This is a genomic window from Flammeovirga sp. AWQ4_249 (genome assembly GCF_056161045.1).
Genome location: NZ_JBSWYJ010000067.1, coordinates 1 through 20,136, shown reverse-complemented (window position 1 = coordinate 20,136; position 20,136 = coordinate 1). Strand labels below are relative to the sequence as shown.

21 protein-coding genes and 1 rRNA gene are annotated in these 20,136 nt (G+C 32.8%); 3 read left to right on the top strand and 19 right to left on the bottom strand.

The window, feature by feature from the left end; genetic code table 11:
- Positions 1–90: 90 nt before the first annotated feature.
- The 13 genes from ACXAHM_RS25010 to rplC form a co-directional block, all read right to left on the bottom strand.
- Complete coding sequence (locus ACXAHM_RS25010) at positions 91–1,050, bottom strand: M20/M25/M40 family metallo-hydrolase (protein ID WP_474966548.1); 960 nt, start codon at positions 1,048–1,050, stop codon at positions 91–93.
- A 7-nt stretch (positions 1,051–1,057) separates the two neighbouring features.
- Complete coding sequence (locus tag ACXAHM_RS25005) at positions 1,058–2,176, bottom strand: helix-hairpin-helix domain-containing protein (RefSeq protein ID WP_474966546.1); 1,119 nt, start codon at positions 2,174–2,176, stop codon at positions 1,058–1,060.
- 50 nt (positions 2,177–2,226) lie between these two features.
- Positions 2,227–2,895 carry a glycoside hydrolase family 73 protein gene (locus tag ACXAHM_RS25000; protein WP_474966544.1) on the bottom strand — a complete coding sequence of 223 codons (669 nt, stop codon included), beginning with the start codon at positions 2,893–2,895 and terminating at the stop codon, positions 2,227–2,229.
- A 77-nt stretch (positions 2,896–2,972) separates the two neighbouring features.
- Positions 2,973–4,517 (bottom strand): glycine--tRNA ligase, encoded by a 1,545-nt coding sequence (locus tag ACXAHM_RS24995; protein WP_474966542.1) that lies wholly within the window; start codon positions 4,515–4,517, stop codon positions 2,973–2,975.
- Positions 4,518–4,775: 258 nt separating this feature from the next.
- Positions 4,776–6,179: a sodium-dependent transporter gene (locus ACXAHM_RS24990; protein ID WP_474966540.1), complete on the bottom strand. Its 1,404-nt coding sequence runs from the start codon at positions 6,177–6,179 to the stop codon at positions 4,776–4,778.
- A 305-nt stretch (positions 6,180–6,484) separates the two neighbouring features.
- Positions 6,485–7,885, bottom strand: a complete 1,401-nt coding sequence (locus ACXAHM_RS24985) for a sodium-dependent transporter (protein WP_474966538.1) — start codon at positions 7,883–7,885, stop codon at positions 6,485–6,487.
- 360 nt (positions 7,886–8,245) lie between these two features.
- Positions 8,246–9,028 (bottom strand): 30S ribosomal protein S3, encoded by a 783-nt coding sequence (gene rpsC / locus ACXAHM_RS24980; protein WP_474966536.1) that lies wholly within the window; start codon positions 9,026–9,028, stop codon positions 8,246–8,248.
- Positions 9,029–9,042: 14 nt separating this feature from the next.
- Positions 9,043–9,444, bottom strand: coding sequence for a 50S ribosomal protein L22 (gene rplV, locus ACXAHM_RS24975; RefSeq protein WP_044209116.1), 402 nt, complete (start codon positions 9,442–9,444; stop codon positions 9,043–9,045).
- Positions 9,444–9,722 (bottom strand): 30S ribosomal protein S19, encoded by a 279-nt coding sequence (rpsS, locus tag ACXAHM_RS24970; RefSeq protein WP_044209118.1) that lies wholly within the window; start codon positions 9,720–9,722, stop codon positions 9,444–9,446. Before rpsS ends, rplV begins: the two co-directional genes overlap by 1 nt.
- An 8-nt stretch (positions 9,723–9,730) precedes the next feature.
- On the bottom strand, positions 9,731–10,555 hold the full coding sequence (gene rplB, locus ACXAHM_RS24965; RefSeq protein WP_044209120.1) for a 50S ribosomal protein L2: 825 nt from the start codon (positions 10,553–10,555) through the stop codon (positions 9,731–9,733).
- A 137-nt stretch (positions 10,556–10,692) separates the two neighbouring features.
- Entirely contained in the window at positions 10,693–10,980 is a 288-nt protein-coding gene (gene rplW, locus ACXAHM_RS24960; protein ID WP_474966530.1) for a 50S ribosomal protein L23, read from the bottom strand.
- 12 nt (positions 10,981–10,992) lie between these two features.
- Entirely contained in the window at positions 10,993–11,610 is a 618-nt protein-coding gene (rplD, locus tag ACXAHM_RS24955) for a 50S ribosomal protein L4 (protein ID WP_474966526.1), read from the bottom strand.
- Between the two features lie 7 nt (positions 11,611–11,617).
- Positions 11,618–12,238, bottom strand: a complete 621-nt coding sequence (rplC, locus tag ACXAHM_RS24950; protein ID WP_474966524.1) for a 50S ribosomal protein L3 — start codon at positions 12,236–12,238, stop codon at positions 11,618–11,620.
- A 308-nt stretch (positions 12,239–12,546) separates the two neighbouring features.
- On the opposite strand from rplC, the gene ACXAHM_RS24945 reads away from it, so the two are divergent.
- Entirely contained in the window at positions 12,547–13,674 is a 1,128-nt protein-coding gene (locus tag ACXAHM_RS24945) for a TRAP transporter substrate-binding protein (RefSeq protein WP_474966522.1), read from the top strand.
- Positions 13,675–13,723: 49 nt separating this feature from the next.
- Complete coding sequence (locus ACXAHM_RS24940) at positions 13,724–14,227, top strand: hypothetical protein (RefSeq protein WP_474966518.1); 504 nt, start codon at positions 13,724–13,726, stop codon at positions 14,225–14,227.
- A gap of 75 nt (positions 14,228–14,302) precedes the next feature.
- Here ACXAHM_RS24940 and ACXAHM_RS24935 read toward each other — a convergent pair whose 3' ends face one another.
- Positions 14,303–14,776 (bottom strand): DUF4293 domain-containing protein, encoded by a 474-nt coding sequence (locus tag ACXAHM_RS24935; protein WP_474966516.1) that lies wholly within the window; start codon positions 14,774–14,776, stop codon positions 14,303–14,305.
- Between the two features lie 26 nt (positions 14,777–14,802).
- Positions 14,803–15,231 (bottom strand): ribose 5-phosphate isomerase B, encoded by a 429-nt coding sequence (rpiB, locus tag ACXAHM_RS24930; RefSeq protein WP_474966513.1) that lies wholly within the window; start codon positions 15,229–15,231, stop codon positions 14,803–14,805.
- A 211-nt stretch (positions 15,232–15,442) separates the two neighbouring features.
- On the opposite strand from rpiB, the gene ACXAHM_RS24925 reads away from it, so the two are divergent.
- Positions 15,443–16,111 carry a hypothetical protein gene (locus ACXAHM_RS24925; RefSeq protein ID WP_474966509.1) on the top strand — a complete coding sequence of 223 codons (669 nt, stop codon included), beginning with the start codon at positions 15,443–15,445 and terminating at the stop codon, positions 16,109–16,111.
- Positions 16,112–16,239: 128 nt separating this feature from the next.
- On the opposite strand, the gene ACXAHM_RS24920 is transcribed toward ACXAHM_RS24925, so the two are convergent.
- From ACXAHM_RS24920 to rrf, 4 genes are all read right to left on the bottom strand, one after another.
- Complete coding sequence (locus ACXAHM_RS24920; RefSeq protein ID WP_474966506.1) at positions 16,240–17,712, bottom strand: DUF5687 family protein; 1,473 nt, start codon at positions 17,710–17,712, stop codon at positions 16,240–16,242.
- A gap of 1 nt (position 17,713) precedes the next feature.
- Positions 17,714–18,424 (bottom strand): ABC transporter ATP-binding protein, encoded by a 711-nt coding sequence (locus ACXAHM_RS24915; protein WP_474966504.1) that lies wholly within the window; start codon positions 18,422–18,424, stop codon positions 17,714–17,716.
- 11 nt (positions 18,425–18,435) lie between these two features.
- Positions 18,436–19,911, bottom strand: coding sequence for a DUF5687 family protein (locus ACXAHM_RS24910; RefSeq protein WP_474966502.1), 1,476 nt, complete (start codon positions 19,909–19,911; stop codon positions 18,436–18,438).
- 146 nt (positions 19,912–20,057) lie between these two features.
- A 5S ribosomal RNA gene (gene rrf, locus ACXAHM_RS24905) occupies positions 20,058–20,136 on the bottom strand; the annotation flags it as partial.

The window sequence follows — 20,136 nt, the reverse complement described above, 5'->3', positions numbered from 1 at the left end:
GGTAATGGGTTGACCACTAAACGTGCGATGCATACACGATTTGTCAAGGGGCTAAGTACTCCGTGAAGGTTCGAATCCTTCCCTTACAGCTCAAAAAAGCTTTCTAGAATGTTTTAGAAGGCTTTTTTTATTTGCAACACTTTTTACAAATGAAAGTATAACGTTACTAGATTCTACAAAAAATCCAATATCAATATTTTCAAAATCATCTGATGGAAGATGATAATGTTCATGTTCTTCTACTCCAAAATAAATGAAAGGAATATTCTTTCTATGAAACTCACCATGATCGGATGAAAAAATCCAGTTTTCAGGACCGTAATCTCTCTTTCTATCATGGCCGTATATAATCGATAAAGAACAATATTCTAAAGTTTTATTGATCAACTTTTTATATTCAGAATGAAAGCTTGCTCCAGTAACAAATAATTGCTGTTTATTACTTTTTGATATCATATCCATGTTAATAAACAATTGGATTGCATCATTATTAATTAAATTACTACTTACAAAATACCTTGAACCTGCACATCGCATTTCTTCTGCATCAAAAGAAATGAAAACAACAGGTAGTATTCCAGGAGATTTCTTAATTTCCTTTGCTATTTCTAATAGAGTAGCTACTCCCGAAGCATTATCATCTGCTCCATTATAAATATTTCCTCCGTACACACCTAAATGATCATAGTGTGCTCCTACAATGATACAGCCTTTATTAGGATCTTTTACTTCTGTACCTTCTATGTAACCTATAACATTATGACCAATTAAATTCTGATTATATAGTCGGTTATGAAATTTAAAAGTTTGAATATATGATGTTCCAATAGGCAATAATCCGATTTCTTTAAAACTCTCATCGATAAAATCCCTTGCCAATATTCCTCCTCTTGTTGCTGTTTTTCTACCTTCAAATTTATCAGAAGATAATATTCTTGTAGTAGTCAACAATGCAATGGAATTAATTCTTGTCTTTTGAGCATAAACAAAAGCAGAAGAGAGTTGAAAAAATATGAATAATATAAAAATTGAGATGCGATGGATTAACATAAAAAAGTTACTTACTAAAATCTAAGTATGGTAGTATTTTTTGAATATCTTCAAGATTCAATGTTTTTATATTAAGAATTTCTTCATAATTATCATAATTCCCATGCTGATTTCTGTAATTAATGATCCACTTTGCTTGTCTATATGTCAAATATGGGTGTGTAGCTAACTTTTCATATGAAGTGAAGTTGAGCTTTATTTTTTTTACTTCTGATTCTTCAACAAACAAAAACCTTTTAAGATCTTCATATAAAATTGAATCAATGGAATATACTTCTAACAATTGATCTTTTTTATAAAAACTACCCCCTAATCGCTTTCTAAAATTAATAATACTACTACCTCGACTTAAACCTATACCTTTAATTTTAGTCAAGTCATCGATTGTAGCGGTATTTAAATTTACTAATATGACCTTTTTATTAGGAATAATTTCATTTTTATCAATATCAAATAATAATGAATCCTTAAGTACTTTATATAAAGAAGAATTTAATCCATATAACTTCAAAAGGTCTTCTGAAGTTTTAAATTGACCTCCTTTGCTTCTGTACCCCAGCAAACTATTAATAAAAGAAGAAGGTAATTGCATCTCTGCTAGTAATTCCTCCGAAACATGATTTGGGTCAAAAGCTTTTAATAAAAGTGATTCTTTTTTTACTTTTTCTTTTCTGCTGTAAAACTGTTTTTCTATACGTTTCTTCTTTTCAGCATCAAAAATAAAAGTCTTTTTATGACTCAATAATAAAGTTGTATCAATTGAATAAATTTTAAGTAAATCATCTAAACCATTATAGAATCCACCTTTTAATCTATACTTCACTATTCTATTAGATGTATTTTGATCAAAACCTAATGACTCCCATTCATTAGAAGTCATTGTATTAGGATTTAAATTCTTGAATTTTTGAATAACAATAGGATTACTTTCCTTCTCATGATTTTCTTGATAATGAGCAATTATCTCTAAAGGAGGTAGATCATGATGAGATAAGGAATAAATAAAATTATAAATTCTATGAGTATATAATACTAGAAATAGAAGAGGAATTAATAATAAAAGACTTACCGTTTCTCTTCTTGTTGATGAAAAAAAAGATTTCAGATCTTTAAGGAAAAATTTCATAGTTAGTTAATGAGAATAGTTAAGCAAAAGGGACAAGAACAGGAAGCTGATTACTTCCTGTCATACTCGTAAAGTCTATATTTTTCAATAATACTGATTAGCTTACTTGGATATTGAGGATCTGTAGCATAACCTGCTTTTTTTAAACCCTTAGCCCAGCCTTTATAATCCGTAATTTTTAATTTAAATAAAGGAGCATACCATGATCTAGTTCTTAAAAAATCACCATGATCTTCATATGATTCTAATACAGAACCATACACTCTAAAACATTCTTGAGGCTTATCATCATCATAACGATAAGATTGACCATCCCAGTTACCTCCACATTTAATCCCAAAGTGATTATTTGTTGCTCTAGATAATTTACTATTACCCACTCCTGATTCTAATAAACCTTGAGACAGCGTAATACTTGCAGGTACTTTCTTTTTATGCATAGATTCAATGGCATAAGGACTATACATTTGAATATATTCCTGAGCACTGAGTTTTTTTCCAGGTGGGATTTTATCTTCTACTCCTTTCTTAGGTTTAGAAGTATCCTTTTTAGTGTCTGTTTTAGCATATGAATCATTCTTAACACTTCCTCTGTGTTCTGCTAGAAGTTTCCTATTTCTCTTTTCAACGCGATTGGAATAAGTATATTGACTTAAACTAGAGCATGCTGATAGGGTAGATAAAAATAAGACAGTAATTAAAAGTTTAGTTGCTCTCATTTGAATAAAAAATAATAAAAAAGCCCAAGTTTCAGTACAAACTAAAACTTGAGCTTCAAAATATCAATATTAATTTATTAAAGCAATTGCTTCAACAAACTAGTTAATGAACATTTGCCATCTAAGAACTGCTTTAATTCAGCAATTGGTAAACGGAACTGTTCAGTAGTATCTCTTTCACGAACTGTTACTGTATTGTCTTCCAATGTTTGGTGATCCACAGTAATACAATAAGGAGTACCGATTAAATCTTGACGAGTGTAACGCTTACCAATAGCATCTTTCTCTTCGTAAGAAACATTGTGATCAAATTTGATCTCGTTCATTACCTCTCTAGCTTTCTCTGGTAAACCATCTTTCTTCGTTAATGGGAATACAGCAGCTTTGATTGGCGCTAAAGCTGGGTGGAATTTCAAGTAATTTCTAGTCTTACCATCTACCTCCTCCTCAGTATATGCACCTGTTAAGATCGATAAGAACATACGATCTAAACCAACTGATGTTTCCACAACGTAAGGTACAACGTTCTTACCTAACTCATGATCGAAGTACTGTAATTTTTTACTTGATAACTCTTGGTGAGCATTTAAATCAAAGTCAGTACGAGAGTGAATTCCTTCCAATTCTTTTTGGCCGAATGGGAATTTGAACTCAATATCAACAGCTGCATTCGCATAGTGAGCTGTTTTTAGATGATCATGGAATACATAATTGTCAGGATTACCAACAGTCGTATGGAATTTCATACGTTGCTCCTTCCAGTATTCATACCATTTCATTTCTGTACCTGGTTGAATAAAGAATTGCATCTCCATTTGCTCGAATTCACGCATTCTGAAGATAAACTGACGTGCAACGATCTCATTACGGAATGCTTTACCAATTTGAGCAATACCGAAAGGAGGACGTTGTCTTGAAGTATTCATTACGTTCAAGAAGTTCACAAAAATACCTTGTGCTGTTTCAGGACGAAGGTAAATTTTGTTAGAATCACCTGCAACTGCACCAAGTTCTGTAGAAAACATTAGGTTAAACTGACGTACATCAGTCCAGTTACAAGTACCAGAAATAGGACAAACAATATTGTTTTCTTCAATAATTGCTTTTAAACCGTCCATATCTTCGTCCTCTAAAGCTGTTTTAAATTTAGCCTCGATTTCGTCGATCTTTTTCTGATTTCTAAGAACATTTGGATTAGTTGCTAAGAATTGCTCTTTGTCAAAATCATCACCAAATTTCTTTTGAGCTTTTGTTACTTCCTTCTCGATTTTGGCATCATATTTTGCCATTAAATCTTCGATAAGAACGTCAGCTCTATATCTCTTTTTAGAGTCTTTATTATCTACTAATGGATCATTGAATGCATCAACGTGACCTGAAGCTTTCCAAACCTTAGGATCCATAAAGATAGAAGCATCAATACCCACGATATTTTCGTGCATTTGTACCATAGATGCCCACCAATATTTTTTGATGTTGTTTCTTAATTCAACACCATTTGATCCATAATCGTATACTGCTTGAAGTCCACCATAAATTTCCGATGAAGGAAATACAAAGCCATACTCTTTTGCATGAGATACAACTTTTTGGAACATATTTTCTTTGTCTTTCTTCGCCATTTTCAATGATCTTTTCAAAATTCAGCCCCAAAATTAGCAAATCAGAAGCATTAAAACACTCATTCTTTAATATATCCTCCTAATTTTTCTGAAATCTTCTAAAAACTCTCTTTTTTCTAGATTCTTAGTTTAAAGAATTACTCAGAAATAGAATTATATAACTTGTCTTTTATAATCCGGATGTCACAAATAATATAAAAAAGGTATACCTAAGCATGTTACTTAAGTATACCTTTAATAGTTTATTATTTTTTTCTTCTATGCACCTAAAATATGAATACCAAAGAATTTTGATAAAACAGTGATAATTGTGATTGATCCCAATATCAAAGGAGCTAGAAATTTTAATGCAAAAATTGTGTATTTACCAATAAACGAATTTGCAAAACCAGGATTGCCACTTTCTATTTCTTTTTTGAAATTATCTCCTCTCCATACCCAAGCAGTATAAAATGATATTAAAAATCCACCTAATGGTAAGAATGTATCAGATGCCATATCTTCAATAAAATCCATAAATGATACTGTTTCACCTGAACCTGAATAGTGAATGAACTTTGTAAAAAATTCAACTGTACCATTTCCTAGCATTGATGGTATACCGAATAAGAAAATACCTAATCCAACTAACCATACGGTTCTTTCTCTTCTAACTTCAAACTCATCTACAACATATGCTACTGGTACTTCTAATAAAGATACTGTTGATGTCAATGCTGCAAATGATAGTAAGACAAAGAAAAATCCTCCAATAATACGACCTAATACTGGTCCTATTGATTCAAACGCTCCTGGTAATACCGTAAAGATAAGTCCAGCTCCGCCACCTTGTCCTTGTAATCCTTGAGAGAATACAAAAGCAAACATCATTAAACCAGCAATGAAAGCAATACCTACATCCGTCAATAAAATCATAGATGTTGATGTTACAATATTATCCTTTTTACCAACATAACTACCATAAGTAATTAATGCACCCATACCTAAAGAAAGAGAGAAAAAGGCTTGTCCCATTGCTCCGTAGGCAGTTTCAAAAGTGATTTCACTAAAATCTGGGACTAAGTAATATTTTACACCCTCAATTGCTCCATCTTGTGTTAAAGAATAAGCCATTAAAGATAGGATTAAAATCAATAGAGAAGGCATTAATACTTTTGATGCTTTTTCAATACCTCCAGATACGCCTTTTGCAACAATAAATATTGTCACTAACATGAAAATAGAAGAAAAAACTAAGTTTAATTGCCAATTTCCAATAAACTCACCAAAATATTGACCTAGTTCAAAATTACCAGCAAACATTTCTATAGCAAAACCTAAAGCCCAACCTGCTACAACATTATAAAAAGATAAAATAAGTACGCCAGTCAATACACCTAGTTTACCAACTAATGACCAACCTTTATGTCCATTTTCTGTAAAAGCTCCTACAGCATTTTTGTTTGTCTTACGTCCAATTGCAATCTCAGCCATCATTACTGGAAAACAAAGCATAAAACAAAACCCTAAATACATTAATACGAAGGCTCCTCCACCTCCATCACTCACTTCAAAAGGGAATTTCCAAATATTTCCAAGACCAACAGCTGACCCAGCTGCTGCTAATACGAAACCTATTTTATTAGAAAAACCTCCACGGCTACTTTCTTGTACGCCTGCCATAAAAATTTAATTAATTGAATCTGATAATTTAGTTTAAACAATAAGTTTATTGTCGTTTGAGTCTATTACTAAATCAGGTATAGATAGAATTAGCAATATGAACTTGCAATATATGTACTTATTAGTTGAAGGCCTAAAATTTTAGATTAGTACATTCAAAATATTATTAATTGTTAAGTCATCTATCTTTAATAAATTACAATACATCAAAAAAAACAAAATTATATTTCAAGTAACTTAATAATAAGAAATAATTTACCGTATCTAATTTTCTTTTGTTGAAATAATTTATTGAAAAGAATTCCTTAACCAATTAGATGTATCCCAAAAAACTTTGAAAGGATTGTAACGATCGTAATTGTCCCTAAAATTAAGGGAGCTAAAAATTTTAGTGAAAAAATTGTATACATTCCAATGAAAGATGAAGGAAATTCTGGATATCCTTTAGATACTTCTTCCTCAAAACGATCACCTCTCCAAATATAAGCTGTATAAATACTTACAAGAAAACCACCTAAAGGTAAAAAAGTATCAGATGCTAAGTCTTCAATAAAATCCATGAAGTTTACTGAAGTTCCAGTTCCATGATAATGAATAAAATTGGTAAAGAATTCCACAGTACCATTTCCAAGCATAGATGGAATACCAAATAGGAATATTACAAAACCTACAATCCAAACTGCTCTACTACGTCTTACACTATATTCATCAACAACGTAAGATACCGGAACTTCTAATAATGATACTGTAGAAGTTAATGCTGCAAAAGATAATAGTACAAAGAACGCACCTCCAATTATTCTTCCCAATACAGGTCCTATAGATTCAAATGCTCCAGGTAAAACCGTAAAAATTAATCCAGCTCCACCGCCTTGTCCTTGTAAACCTTGAGAAAATATAAATGAAAACATCATTAGTCCTGCAATAAATGCGATACCTACATCTGCTAATAAAATCATAGAAGTTGCTGATACCATGTTATCTCTTTTGCCTACATAGCTACCATATGTAATTAAAGCACCCATACCTAATGACAAAGAGAAAAAGGCTTGCCCCATTGCACCATATGCTGTTTTAAAAGTAATTGCACTAAAATCTGGTACTAAGTAAAATACTACTCCATCTAATGCTCCTTCTTGAGTTAATGAATATCCCATTAATGCAAGAATTAAAAATAAAAGAGAAGGCATTAAGATTTTTGATGCTTTTTCAATACCTCCAGATACTCCTCTTGCAACAATAAAAATAGTGACAAACATAAAAGCTGTAGATGTAGCCATATTAATATGCCAATTACCAACAAATTCACCAAAATTATTGCCTATTGCAAAATTACCAGTAAACATCTCCCATGCATATCCTAAAGCCCAACCTGCTACAACATTATAAAAGGATAAAATCAAAGACCCACTTAAAACTGCTAACATTCCAACAGGAGCCCATTTTTTATGACCATTGGCTGCAAAAGCACCCACTGCATTTTTATTCGTTTTTCTTCCGAGAGCAATTTCCGCCATCATCACAGGAAAACATAACATAAAACAAAAAGCTAAGTACATTATTACAAAGGCTCCACCACCTCCGTCACTTACCTCAAATGGGAATTTCCAAATATTCCCGAGACCTACTGCTGATCCCGCTGCTGCTAAAACGAATCCTAGTTTATTTGAAAAGCCACCTCTACTGCTTTCTTGTATATTAGCCATAATAGTTTAAAGTTGTTTATAGACAGTTTATTCATTCTTTGGTTAGTTTATCATCAAACTAATATTACAATAGTACTCTTTAATTTATTGAATATCACTTTTATAAAAAAATATTTAGAAGTATTTACTGAGGAAGTAGATGAATCTCAAAAGAACAAAATTATATTTTAAATAATGTGATTTTGTAAAATAATATTTCAGATGAATAAAACTATCAATGTAAAAGTCAGAGTAATTTCGATAAAGTTCGAAAGATAGGAGTTTTATCAATAGTTAGGAAAATAAAGGGCATAAAAAAGACCCAAGCAATCCGGAATTGCTTGGGTCCACCTGTCGGCTTAGATAAGGTTAACTAGTGTGTTACGCCTTTGGAGCATTTCCGCCACCTTTGTTACCACCTTTTCTACCTCCACGTCCGCCTCTACGACGATCGTTTCCGCCACGCTTTCTATCGTTACCACCTCTACGGTTGTCACGACGTCCAGTCTCAGCTTGAGGAGAAAGATCTCTCTTACCTAAAACTTCACCTTTGAATACCCATACTTTGATACCAATGATACCATATACAGTAAGAGCTTCAGATAAAGCATAATCGATATCCGCACGTAATGTATGCAACGGAATACGACCTTCTTTATAAAGTTCAGTACGAGCCATTTCAGCTCCACCCAAACGACCAGAAAGCTTTACTTTGATACCTTGAGCACCGTGACGAACAGCGTTAGCAATTGCTTGCTTCATCGCACGACGGTAAGATACACGGCTTTTCAATTGTTGAGCGATTGACTCACCGATTAATTTTGCATCAGTCTCAGGACGCTTAACTTCAGAGATGTTGATTTGAACATCTTTACCAGTTAAACGCTTCAACTCTTCTTTGATTTTGTCTACCTCAGCACCTGCTTTACCAATTACTACACCTGGACGAGCTGTGTGAATAGTTAACGTAACGCGCTTGATAGTACGCTCGATAACTACACGTGAGATACCCGCACGAGGGTTCGGTAAACGAACTGCGATATATTTTCTGATCTTGTCGTCCTCGACTAATTTGTCAGAGAAATCTTTTCCACCATACCAGCTAGATTCCCATCCTCTGATATAGCCTAAACGAAGACCAATTGGATTTATCTTTTGTCCCATGGGAAAAACTTATTTTAGTTATCTGACTCGTTTGATTCTGTTGTATCCTCAGCGACTACGTCGATAAGGCTTGTGCTACGAGCGTCTACTACCACTGTTACGTGATTTGAACGCTTGCGGATTCTGTGTGCACGTCCTTGTGGAGCTGGACGGAAACGCTTTAATTGACGTCCACCAGTTACAAAGATTGATTTCACATATAAATCTGCATCTTCAACAGACTCGTCAGGGTTCTTGTTTTCCCAGTTTGCCACTGCAGAAAGAATTAACTTTTCTACTAGAGGAGCACCAGCTTTTTGAGCATAACGGAGTGTATTCAGTGCATCAATAACTTGCACACCTCTTACTGCGTCCGCTACAAGCATCATCTTGCGTGGAGCGATAGGGCAATTGTTAAGTTTTGCTACTGCTTCCATTACTTTCTGCCTTTATCTTTTTTATTGATATGACCCTTGTATGTACGTGTTGGAGCGAATTCACCTAATTTATGACCTACCATGTTTTCAGTTACATAAACAGGGATGAATTTGTTACCATTGTGTACAGCAAATGTATGACCGATGAAATCTGGAGAAATCATTGATCTACGCGACCAAGTTTTGATTACTGCTTTTTTACCAGACTCATTAGTCGCCTCGATTTTCTTTACTAAACGAAAATCAATATAAGGTCCTTTCTTTAGCGATCTTGCCATGACTTAAATTACTTTTTCCTTCTTGAAACGATCAGCTTACTAGAATACTTCTTAGCGTTACGTGTCTTTTGACCTTTAGCGTAAACACCAGTACGTGAGCGAGGGTGTCCTCCTGAAGATTTACCTTCACCACCACCCATAGGGTGATCAACTGGGTTCATTGCAACACCTCTAACACGTGGTCTACGACCTAACCAACGCTTTCTACCTGCTTTACCTAAACGAACGTTCATGTGATCGCCGTTAGAAACAGTTCCGATTGTAGCATAGCACTCAATAAGTACTAATCTAGTCTCGCCTGAAGGTAATTTAAGTGTAGCATACTTACCAGTACGTCCTAATAACTGTGCATATGCACCAGCAGAACGAACCATCGCTGCACCTTTACCTGGCTTCAACTCCACGTTGTGGATGATTGAACCTACAGGAATTTCAGACAATGGAAGTGCATTACCTAAATCAGGAGCTACACCTGAACCAGACAAGATAGTCTGTCCAACTTGTAATCCTTCTGGAGCTACGATATACGTTTTAGCACCATCTACATAGTAGATTAAGGCAATACGAGCAGTACGGTTTGGATCGTACTCGATAGATTTCACGATACCTGGAACACCGTGCTTGTTACGTTTGAAGTCGATCGAACGTAATCTACGCTTGTGACCACCACCAACGTTACGAACAGTCATTTTACCTGAGTTGTTACGACCACCTGTACGGTGCTTACCAACAGTCAGTGACTTTTCTGGTGTACTTTTCGTGATTTCCTCGAAAGTAGGAGCGACTCTGAATCGCTGTCCCGGAGTTATGGGCTTTAACTTTTTAACAGCCATTTTACAAACTTTCGTAATTTGCTTTTACAGACTCTAGATAGGTTTTCCTAGATTCTATATACAACAAATTTGGTTAAACTTAATAAAAATCCAGAATCCGAAGATTCTGAACAATATTTTTAATTTTTTTTCAGATCTTAAAGACCTTCGTAGATGTCGATAATCTCACCCTCAGCTACTTGTACCATCGCTTTTTTATACGATGAAGTGTGACCACTAATTACAGCTGCTTTTGTATAACGAGTTTTAGATTTACCAGGAAGAATAGCAGTACGAACTGCATCAACCGTAACACCATACTTTGCCTCAACAGCTTGTTTGATCTGAACCTTGTTAGCATCTTTAGCTACTTTGAAAGTGTAAACACCATTCTCGTGAGCTACAGCTGCCTTTTCAGTCAAGATTGGTTTAATCAATACTTGCATCTTAATAGGGGCTTATAGGTTTGATAATTTTTCAACTGCGTCGTCAGCAAGAATTAACTGGTCTGCGTGCAAGATATCGTAAGTGTTTAATGAATCAACAACTACAACATTTGCTTTAGGCAAGTTTCTTGAAGACTTGTAAACGTTATCGTTTTGAGAACCTGCTACGTAAAGAGTTTTTACGTTAGATAAGTTCAAGTTAGCTAAAACTTCTTTGTAAGCTTTAGTTTGAGGAGCATCAAATGATAATGCTTCTAAAACAGTTACATTAGCTTCTTTAGCTTTATAAGATAACGCTGAACGACGTGCCAATTGCTTAACTTTTTTGTTAAGTGATTGACGGTAGTCTCTTGGGCGTGGTCCGAAGATACGTCCACCACCTCTGAAAACTGGTGACTTGATAGAACCCGAACGAGCTGTACCAGTACCTTTTTGTTTCTTAAGCTTACGAGTAGATCCTACGATCTCCGCACGCTCTTTTGCTTTATGCGTACCTTGACGTTGTGCCGCCAAATACGCTTTTACGTCAAGATAGATAGCATGATCATTTGGCTCGATACCAAATACTGCTGCTGGTAAAGTTACTTTACCTGTCTCAACGCCTTTTGAGTTCAATACTGCGATTTCCATCTACTGATTACTTTTCAAGGATTACGTAAGAATTTTTAGCACCTGGAATTGCACCTGAAAGAAGGATTAAACCATCTTGTGGGTACATTTTCATAACACGTAAGTTCATCACTTTAACGCGCTTACCACCAGTACGTCCAGCCATACGAAGACCTTTGAATACACGTGATGGAGTAGCACAAGCACCAATAGCACCTGGAGCTCTCAAACGGTTATGCTGACCATGAGTAGCTTGTCCAACACCACCGAAGTTATGTCTTTTAACTACACCTTGGAAACCTTTACCTTTTGAAGTTCCTACTACGTCAACGAATTCACCTTCTGAGAAGATTTCCTCCATTTTTAGCTCGTCTCCTAATTGACGTTCCATAACTGGGTTACGGAATTCAATCACTTTACGTTTTGGCGATGTACTCGCTTTTGAGAAGTGACCTTTCATAGCAGCGGACGTGCGCTTCTCCTTTTTCTCGTCGAAGCCTACCTGAATAGCTGTATAGCCATCAGTTTCTACCGTCTTAACCTGAGTCACAACGTTAGGACCAGTTTGAATCAACGTACAAGCGATGTTCTTGCCGTTTTCATCGAAAATACTAGTCATACCGACTTTTTTTGCAATAAGTCCTGGCATTGTATTTTACTTAATTAAATTAATAAATAACCTGAATGTCAACTCATAAGTATCTAACTCATGCAACTCAAAACACCTTATAAACTCCCCGTCTGGTCCTTCATTTAGTGTCTTGAATTAGAGCTGTTTCGATACAGTACAGCTTCCAAACGGCTTGCAAAGGTAAGAAGATTTTATGACATCACAAATTTTTATTCATATATAGCTAAAAAACAGTAAGATAGGTAGCTTTTATTAACATATACATTAACTTACAGGATATTTTTTCCAATCAACCAATTGATTGATACTTTTTAGGTTAATTATTTATGGCAAAAAAAGATAACAGACGAAATTTTATTAAAAATCTCACTACTCTTGGTGGTGCTGCATTAACTACTTCTTTGATTTCATCATGTACTACTGAATCTAAAACTGACAACAAAGAAAAAAATAGAACTAAGTCAGATAAAGTTTATAATTGGAGATGTGTCACTGTTTGGCCACCCAACTTCCCAATATTAGGAGTAGGAGTAGTCAACTTTGCTAATGAATTAAGAGATCTTTCTAATGGAAGACTTAATATCAAAGTATATGGAGGTGGAGAACTTGTTCCTGCTTTGGAATCTTTTGATGCTGTTCAACTAGGAGGTGCTCAGATGATGCATGGAGCTGCCTATTATTGGGCTGGTAAAATTCCCGCTTCTGTATTTTTCACTGCTATACCTTTTGGGATGAACACAAGAGAACACAATGCTTGGCTTTTATATGGTGGCGGAAATGAATTATGGAAAGAGTTATATAATAGCATTGGATTAGAACCATTTCCGTGTGGAAATACAGGAACACAAATGGGAGGATGGTTCAATAAGAAAATTGATACCCCTGAAGATTTAAAAGGTATAAAAATGAGAATACCTGGTTTAGGAGGAAAAGTTTTAACCAAAGCTGGAGGAACATCTGTTACCGTACCTGGAGGTGAAATTTATACTAATTTAGAAAGAGGTGTAATTGATGCAACTGAGTGGATCGGGCCTTATCATGATTATCTGATGGGATTTAATAAAATTGCAAAATATTATTATTACCCTGGTTGGCATGAACCTTCTGCAACACTAGAATTAGTTTGTAATAAAGATGCATATGATGAATTGCCTGAAGACCTTCAAGAATTAATTCGATCTGTTTCATTAAAACATAATGGTATTATGATGTCTGAGTTTGAGAAGTACAATGCTGAATATCTTGAAAAAATAAAAGAAGAAGGTAAAAATGATATTCTACCATTTCCAGATGAAGTAATGAAAGAATTGAAATTAAAAGCAGATGAATCAATGGAAGAATTAATTCAAAATGATGCATTTGCTCAAAAAGTAGCTAAAAGTTTCTTTGACTTTAAGAAAAAGATTAAACAATGGTCAATAATTTCAACAGATGCAATGCAACCTTACCTTTAAATAAGAATTATAATTATCTTTGCAGCATATAAATCATTGATTATCATAGATGAACACAAAGTTAATTTCAAAAGTTAAAGGTGCTATCCAAAAAACGGGTAAGCCTTTCGTTTTTACTTCTCCAGAAGACAACGATGAAAGTCAGGTACAATTCCAATTCTTAAGTACTAAGGATGATGAAGAAATTGTATATGATGCATTCCTATATACTTTAGAGATGGAGTATTTTGCAAAAATACACGAAGAAGCCACTCAATTAGTGATTGATGAAAATCCTAAATTTAAAGGTGCTGATTTCGATGTACTTGATGGTCCACATATCGAAGCACTTGAAGAAATTTCTGCTGAGTTAGCAAAGAGTGACGAATATGATGTAGCCGAATTTATTGAAGCAAGACCTGAAGATGCAGATGATAATGGTATTCCATTAGATGTTTGTTTAAATGTACCTTCAGTAACTGAAGAAGTAATAGAGAAATTTGTTACTGAGTTTAATTCAGGAACATTCAAAACTGATGAAACTATTTATTCTTTCGACATGTGGAACGAATAAATTAGATATAAATCTAAAACAAAAAAGGGAATGTAGAAAAACTACATTCCCTTTTTATATATCAAATAGTTTTAATTAATCTCTTAATCTACCACTAATTGAATCTTTGACTTTCTTTTCATCTTTTTTGATGAATCTACTAGCTAACTTATTTAGGATTGCCGCAATCGCCGGTAAAGCAAGACCCACCTGAAAAGTAAATTTACCTGCTCCTACTACTGCATTTCCTTCATAGTAACCGTAGTAAGCAATTAAACCAATTACAATTGTAATAACTGCTGAGTTACCTGTATTAATTGCAACTTGTTTAATTCTATTCTTAAATGAAAATAAAGAGAACAATGCTAAGGCAAAAGACAAACCTGAGAAGATTGCGATAGCCATTGTATTGACTGTACTAACTTCTGTGCCTTTAGTAATTGTCATTTCCATTGCAGTTAAAACAGCTGAAACATCTTCGCTATGACCTTCTCCAATTGGAGCAAAGATAACGGCAAGCATTGCAACGGCAACTAAGAATAAAAAGATTGACTGAATTCTTTGAATCATGTCTGTTATAATAAGAATTTAAAAAACTATAAAGCGATTTTATCCACTCTATTTTGATGACGTCCACCTTCAAATTCCGTTGAAATAAATGTATCAACAATTTCAATAGCTCTTACCAATGAGATAAATCGAGCTGGCATTGATAATACATTTGCGTTATTATGTTGACGAGTTAACTGTGCTAAAACAGGCTCCCAACATAAACCCGCACGGATTCCCTTGTGCTTATTTGCAACCATAGAAACACCAATACCACTTCCACAAATTGTGATACCAAATTCGTATTCTCCATTCTCAACAGCTTCTGCTAATGGGTGTACATAATCTGGATAATCGCACGAAGCTGTAGAAAAAGGACCAAAATCCTTTACTTCATGTCCATTTGCTTCTAAATGTTTGATGATTTCTGCTTTATATTCAAAGCCCGCGTGGTCGCCACCAATTGCCAATTTCATGATTTGACTTATTTATGTTTAAAATCAATGGGATGATTTCTCATCTGCGGTGCAAATTTAATTAATTAATTTTCCTAGTTGAGATGTTATCTAAAGAATTGATGATTTTTAGCTTGATTTTATAGTCGGCTGTTAAATTTTGAACACTTTTCTTTTATTTGATGAAGAAATACAGTTAATTTTATCAATTAAATCAACTAAATATCAAAGAATGATCACACTTGCTGAAGTTGTCGCCGAACTTATTAATGAATCACCTTTTATTCAAGAAGGCATAGCTGAGGGAATTATAAATTATAGTGCTCTTGCTCGAAAATTTCATAAAGAAGTCGAAAACAGATTTGGGAAAGAAGTACAACAAGGTGCGATAGTGATGGCATTAAAAAGGATGGCACACAAGATTAATCCTACAGAATTAGAAGATCAAGCTAAAGAATATATAAGACATATGGGAGATATTTTAGTTCGCTCTGATTTAGTTGACTTTGCTTATAAAAATTCTCCAAGTCTTATCAAAGCTCAAAAAGAACTTCTAGAGCTAGTTCAAAATAATTCCACAGAACTTTTTCATGCCTCTTCTAAAGGTATGCACGAGACAAATATTATTACAAGTAAATCATTTGCTCCAAAAGTAAAAGAACTCTTTTTAGGTGAAGAAAAATTATCTGAAATAAATGACTTAGCTGCTGTTACCATGAGAATGCCTATGACTTATAATAAAGATGCACCAGGAGTATTCTATTTCATTTTAAAAACATTAGCATGGAATAAAATAAATGTCGTAGAATTTATTTCCACAAAGCATGAGTTTTCTATTATCATAGAGAAAGAAGAAATTAATCACACATTCAAATTACTTCATGATATGAAAAATAGATAACAAAGAAGCCCTTCATTCATAATGATAAGTGAAGGGCTTTAATATATCCTTAAAACTTTGTTGATAACCTTTGGAAAATGATGAGTAAAATCTAGAAGTTATCAACAGCTGCTCTTTTTATTCAACTATTATTGTTGAAAACTCTGAATCATATCATATTTATCTCTCTTTAATTTTTCAGAAATAATTTCAATATTCTTAGATAAAAAGAACATAGATGAAATTGAAATAACAGCAATCAATCCTAATCCCCAATATTCGATATTTAATAAGCTACTCACTCCAATTATTATAAATAGAAAAGATGAAAAACCTATAACAGCTCCAATTTGATAAATATTAATAGTAGAATTATTACCAAAAAATGAAGACTCTGTCAAATCTAATGCCCCTCTATTATAAGTTGCTACATAAATAATGATTGGTATAACAACTCCGATAACATATAATCCTAAAGTGAATATATACATAACATAACGTACATCTATAAAAAGAGTCCACATTGAAATTAATACGTTTATTACTGTAAACCCTATCAAAACATAATACTTTGCTTTAATATAAGTTTGATTCGAAAAGTTAGATGTAACTAACAGAGGGTAATATTTACCTTCCATAGAAAAAAACATTCCAGCATAAGAAGTAATACTCATCAAGATAATATATAAAAAGGCAAAAGATTTAAATGCCACTGAAGATAAATTTTCATTAAGAAGTAAAGTCAATGCATATCCATTACTAAATATAAGCTGAAGTGGTAACATTATTCGAAATTTCTTGCTCCTAAGAATTATTCTAGTTTCATAAAGCATCAAATTACCAATAACAGTTTCTTTATTAAAAAATCGAGCAAGATCAATAACTACTCCTGTACTATCTTTCAAGTTTTCAACATTGAGGTATTTTTTCAAATGGAATCCAAGGCTATAGAATATAATACTATAAGCTAAAAGAAGAATTAAACTAAGAGGTAATGATTCAATTATATTGATGAATAAAAATCTATAATATTCAGATATATCAATATAGCCGTTAAAAGACATATAAATTATCCCTCCAATTGTAGTCAAAATAAGTAACCAAGAAATTATATGTTTTCCAATTGTCTTTCCTATATGGAATGAAATAGTACTATTTAATAATGAATGAAAAATGATTAATATGAAAAAGTTCAAACATACTATTCCTCCATTTTGAACATTTATTATTTTAAAAAAAGAAATAGAAAAAAGAACAAAAGGTAAAAAGTTAAATACACTGAAGAATGCTTTGTATTGTAGAAAATTAACCAAGGTCCTCTTCCGAATTGGCAAGAGTAAGTAAGGTTTTAGTTTTACTGAACTTTGACTCTCAATTAATACTCTAATAAATAAATCGACTAGAAAATAATAACATACCGCTGACAATAATATTTCAACAGATGACTGATTCGTTTCAAAATCTGAAATATATCTTGGCATTAGTATTCCTAAAATCAAGAAATACATTGTAATTACAAATACACCTAGCCCCATAACAACAAAACCCAAAGCTATTTTTGGGTCTTGCAGTTTATAAAACTCTACTTTATAATGATGTTTAAATAATGCTCTTAACCTCATATTATAATTCTTCTGAGATTTTAGCACCAAAATAATCTTCCAATTCTTCTAATGTAGATGCTGTATTTTCTACGTCCTTTATCACTTTACCTTCCTCTAGCATGATAATTCTTGAACTAATTCCTGTTACATGTTGAAGGTCATGACTAGACACAACAGCAGTAACTCCCTCCTCAGCTAATTTTTGAATTTTCATTCTTAACCATTGTTGAGATGTAGGGTCTAAATTTGCAAATGGTTCATCTAGTATTAATAACTCAGGGTTACCAATCATTGCTCCTAGAATACCAGTTTTATTCTTGTTACCTTTTGATAAATCCTTAATCATCTTTTTACCTGTTAAGAAATCATCACCATAAAATTGTTGATTTGCTTTTAAGAATTCCTCTAAATCACCTTTTTTCCATTTGTGTAACTTACTTATAAATTCTAAGTATTCATAAGAAGTCATAAATGGAATCAAAAAAGTATCGTCGAGAAAAGAACCAGTATATTTCTTCCATTCTTCATGTTGAGAAACTACTTTATCTTTTAGTTTAACTTCACCTTCTGTAGCTTGAATTAGATCCAATATTAGACTTAATAATGTTGTTTTTCCAGCACCATTATTTCCTACTAGTCCTATTACTTCTTTCTCATTTATAGTAACTTCGCTTACATCAAGTGCAATTTTAGACTTGTATTGTTTCGATAATTTTTCTATTTGTATCATTTTAGTAATAATTATTTTTGGTTAAAACTTTCTAGCATTATGTATTTTTTATATTTCAATTGATCTTCAAGAAACCTTAAGGTCAATGGATGTAATAGTATACCAATTAATCCAATTGAAAGCATGACCAACATACCTACTGTTTCAGAAAAGAAAAATGTAAATGGAATAAATACAAAAAATGGCAAAATCAATGCAGGCAGCATACTAAAAAATTGAGAGAATTGTACACCTTGATAGTTAAATGCTGCACTACTATCTAAATCAATTGCTTTTCTATTATAAGTAGCTATAAATAATACCATTGGTAAATTAACTCCCACATTAAATATTAATCCAATAAATATATAAGCAACCAGTTTCCAACTTAAATAACCATATGCTGATGAAACTAAACAAGTAATTAACATCAAAAGTGAATAGGTATAATACTTCGCTTTAAGGTATTCCTTTGTACTGAAAGGAGATGATTTTATGAAATTATAAAATGAGCCTTCCCAAGCAAACATAAATTGACCAAACATCGAAGCTGTCAATAACGTTTGAAATAACCCTAAGAAAAAATTCATATATGAAATATCTAGTTTACCTCCAGTTTGATAAATCAAAAGTAATGGATATAAAACAAAAAATGCAGAAGCCATTAAAGCCGTTCTTAATCTCTTATTTCTTATAATTAATCTAGATTCATACACTATCAGTTGACCTATTATAGATTCAGCATTAAATATTTTCCCAAGATCGAAGTTTGTATTTGTTGAAATTGCTTTACTATTATCTTGATATAATTCCTTTTTTAACTGAAGAATGGTGACATAATACAAAATACTATATAATGCTATGACTATTAAAATTGACCATGGATTATTAATTACAAACGCTAAAACTTCATTCCAATAAATCGATAGTTCAAAAATCGCTTTATATTCTAAGTATCCTATTAAAAAAAGCCCTGACATTATTAGAAACCAAGAGATAAATTTCTTTCCAATTGTCTTTCCGAAATTATAAGAAAATGTATTATTAATTAAAGTAATCAAAACAATTATACCTAACCAAACAAAAGATTGTTCTGTTGGATATTGCTCGACTATCACCTTAAAATAAAATGGTAAAATTAATAAGAATGGAAAAAAATTAAATATTGAAAATAATGACTTTACTTGAAGAAAATGTAAAATCGTTTTCTTTTTAATTGGTAGATAGAGGTAAGGTTTTATCTCAAAACTACTTTGATGTTGGAGAATACCTCTCAATATTAGATCAATTAAGAAATAATAAAATAGTCCTTGATTAAAAACATCCATTATTGAACTATTTTTTGCTAGAGGAAGAAGTGCCTTATCTAGAAAATATCCTGCAAATAATGTTGCAGAGATAAGATAAATTAATAGAAGGGTGATAAAAATATTAAGGATAATACTTTTTGATTCAAAAACTCTTCTTTGACGATCTAATAAAAAGTGATAAGTTAGTTTTAGTAACATTAGTTTTCAATTTAGTTGATAGAGAGTATTTATAGTAATACGAAAACAAAAAGAATAGGTTTCACAACGTAATTCCTATATAAAAAACAATATACAAAAAAAGGTTAGTCAACATCTTGTGTTAACTAACCTTTTATATTTAATGAATGTGGCGCCGACTTACTCTCCCGGGGGTTAACCCAGTACCATCAGCACTGTAGGGCTTAACTGCTCTGTTCGGAATGG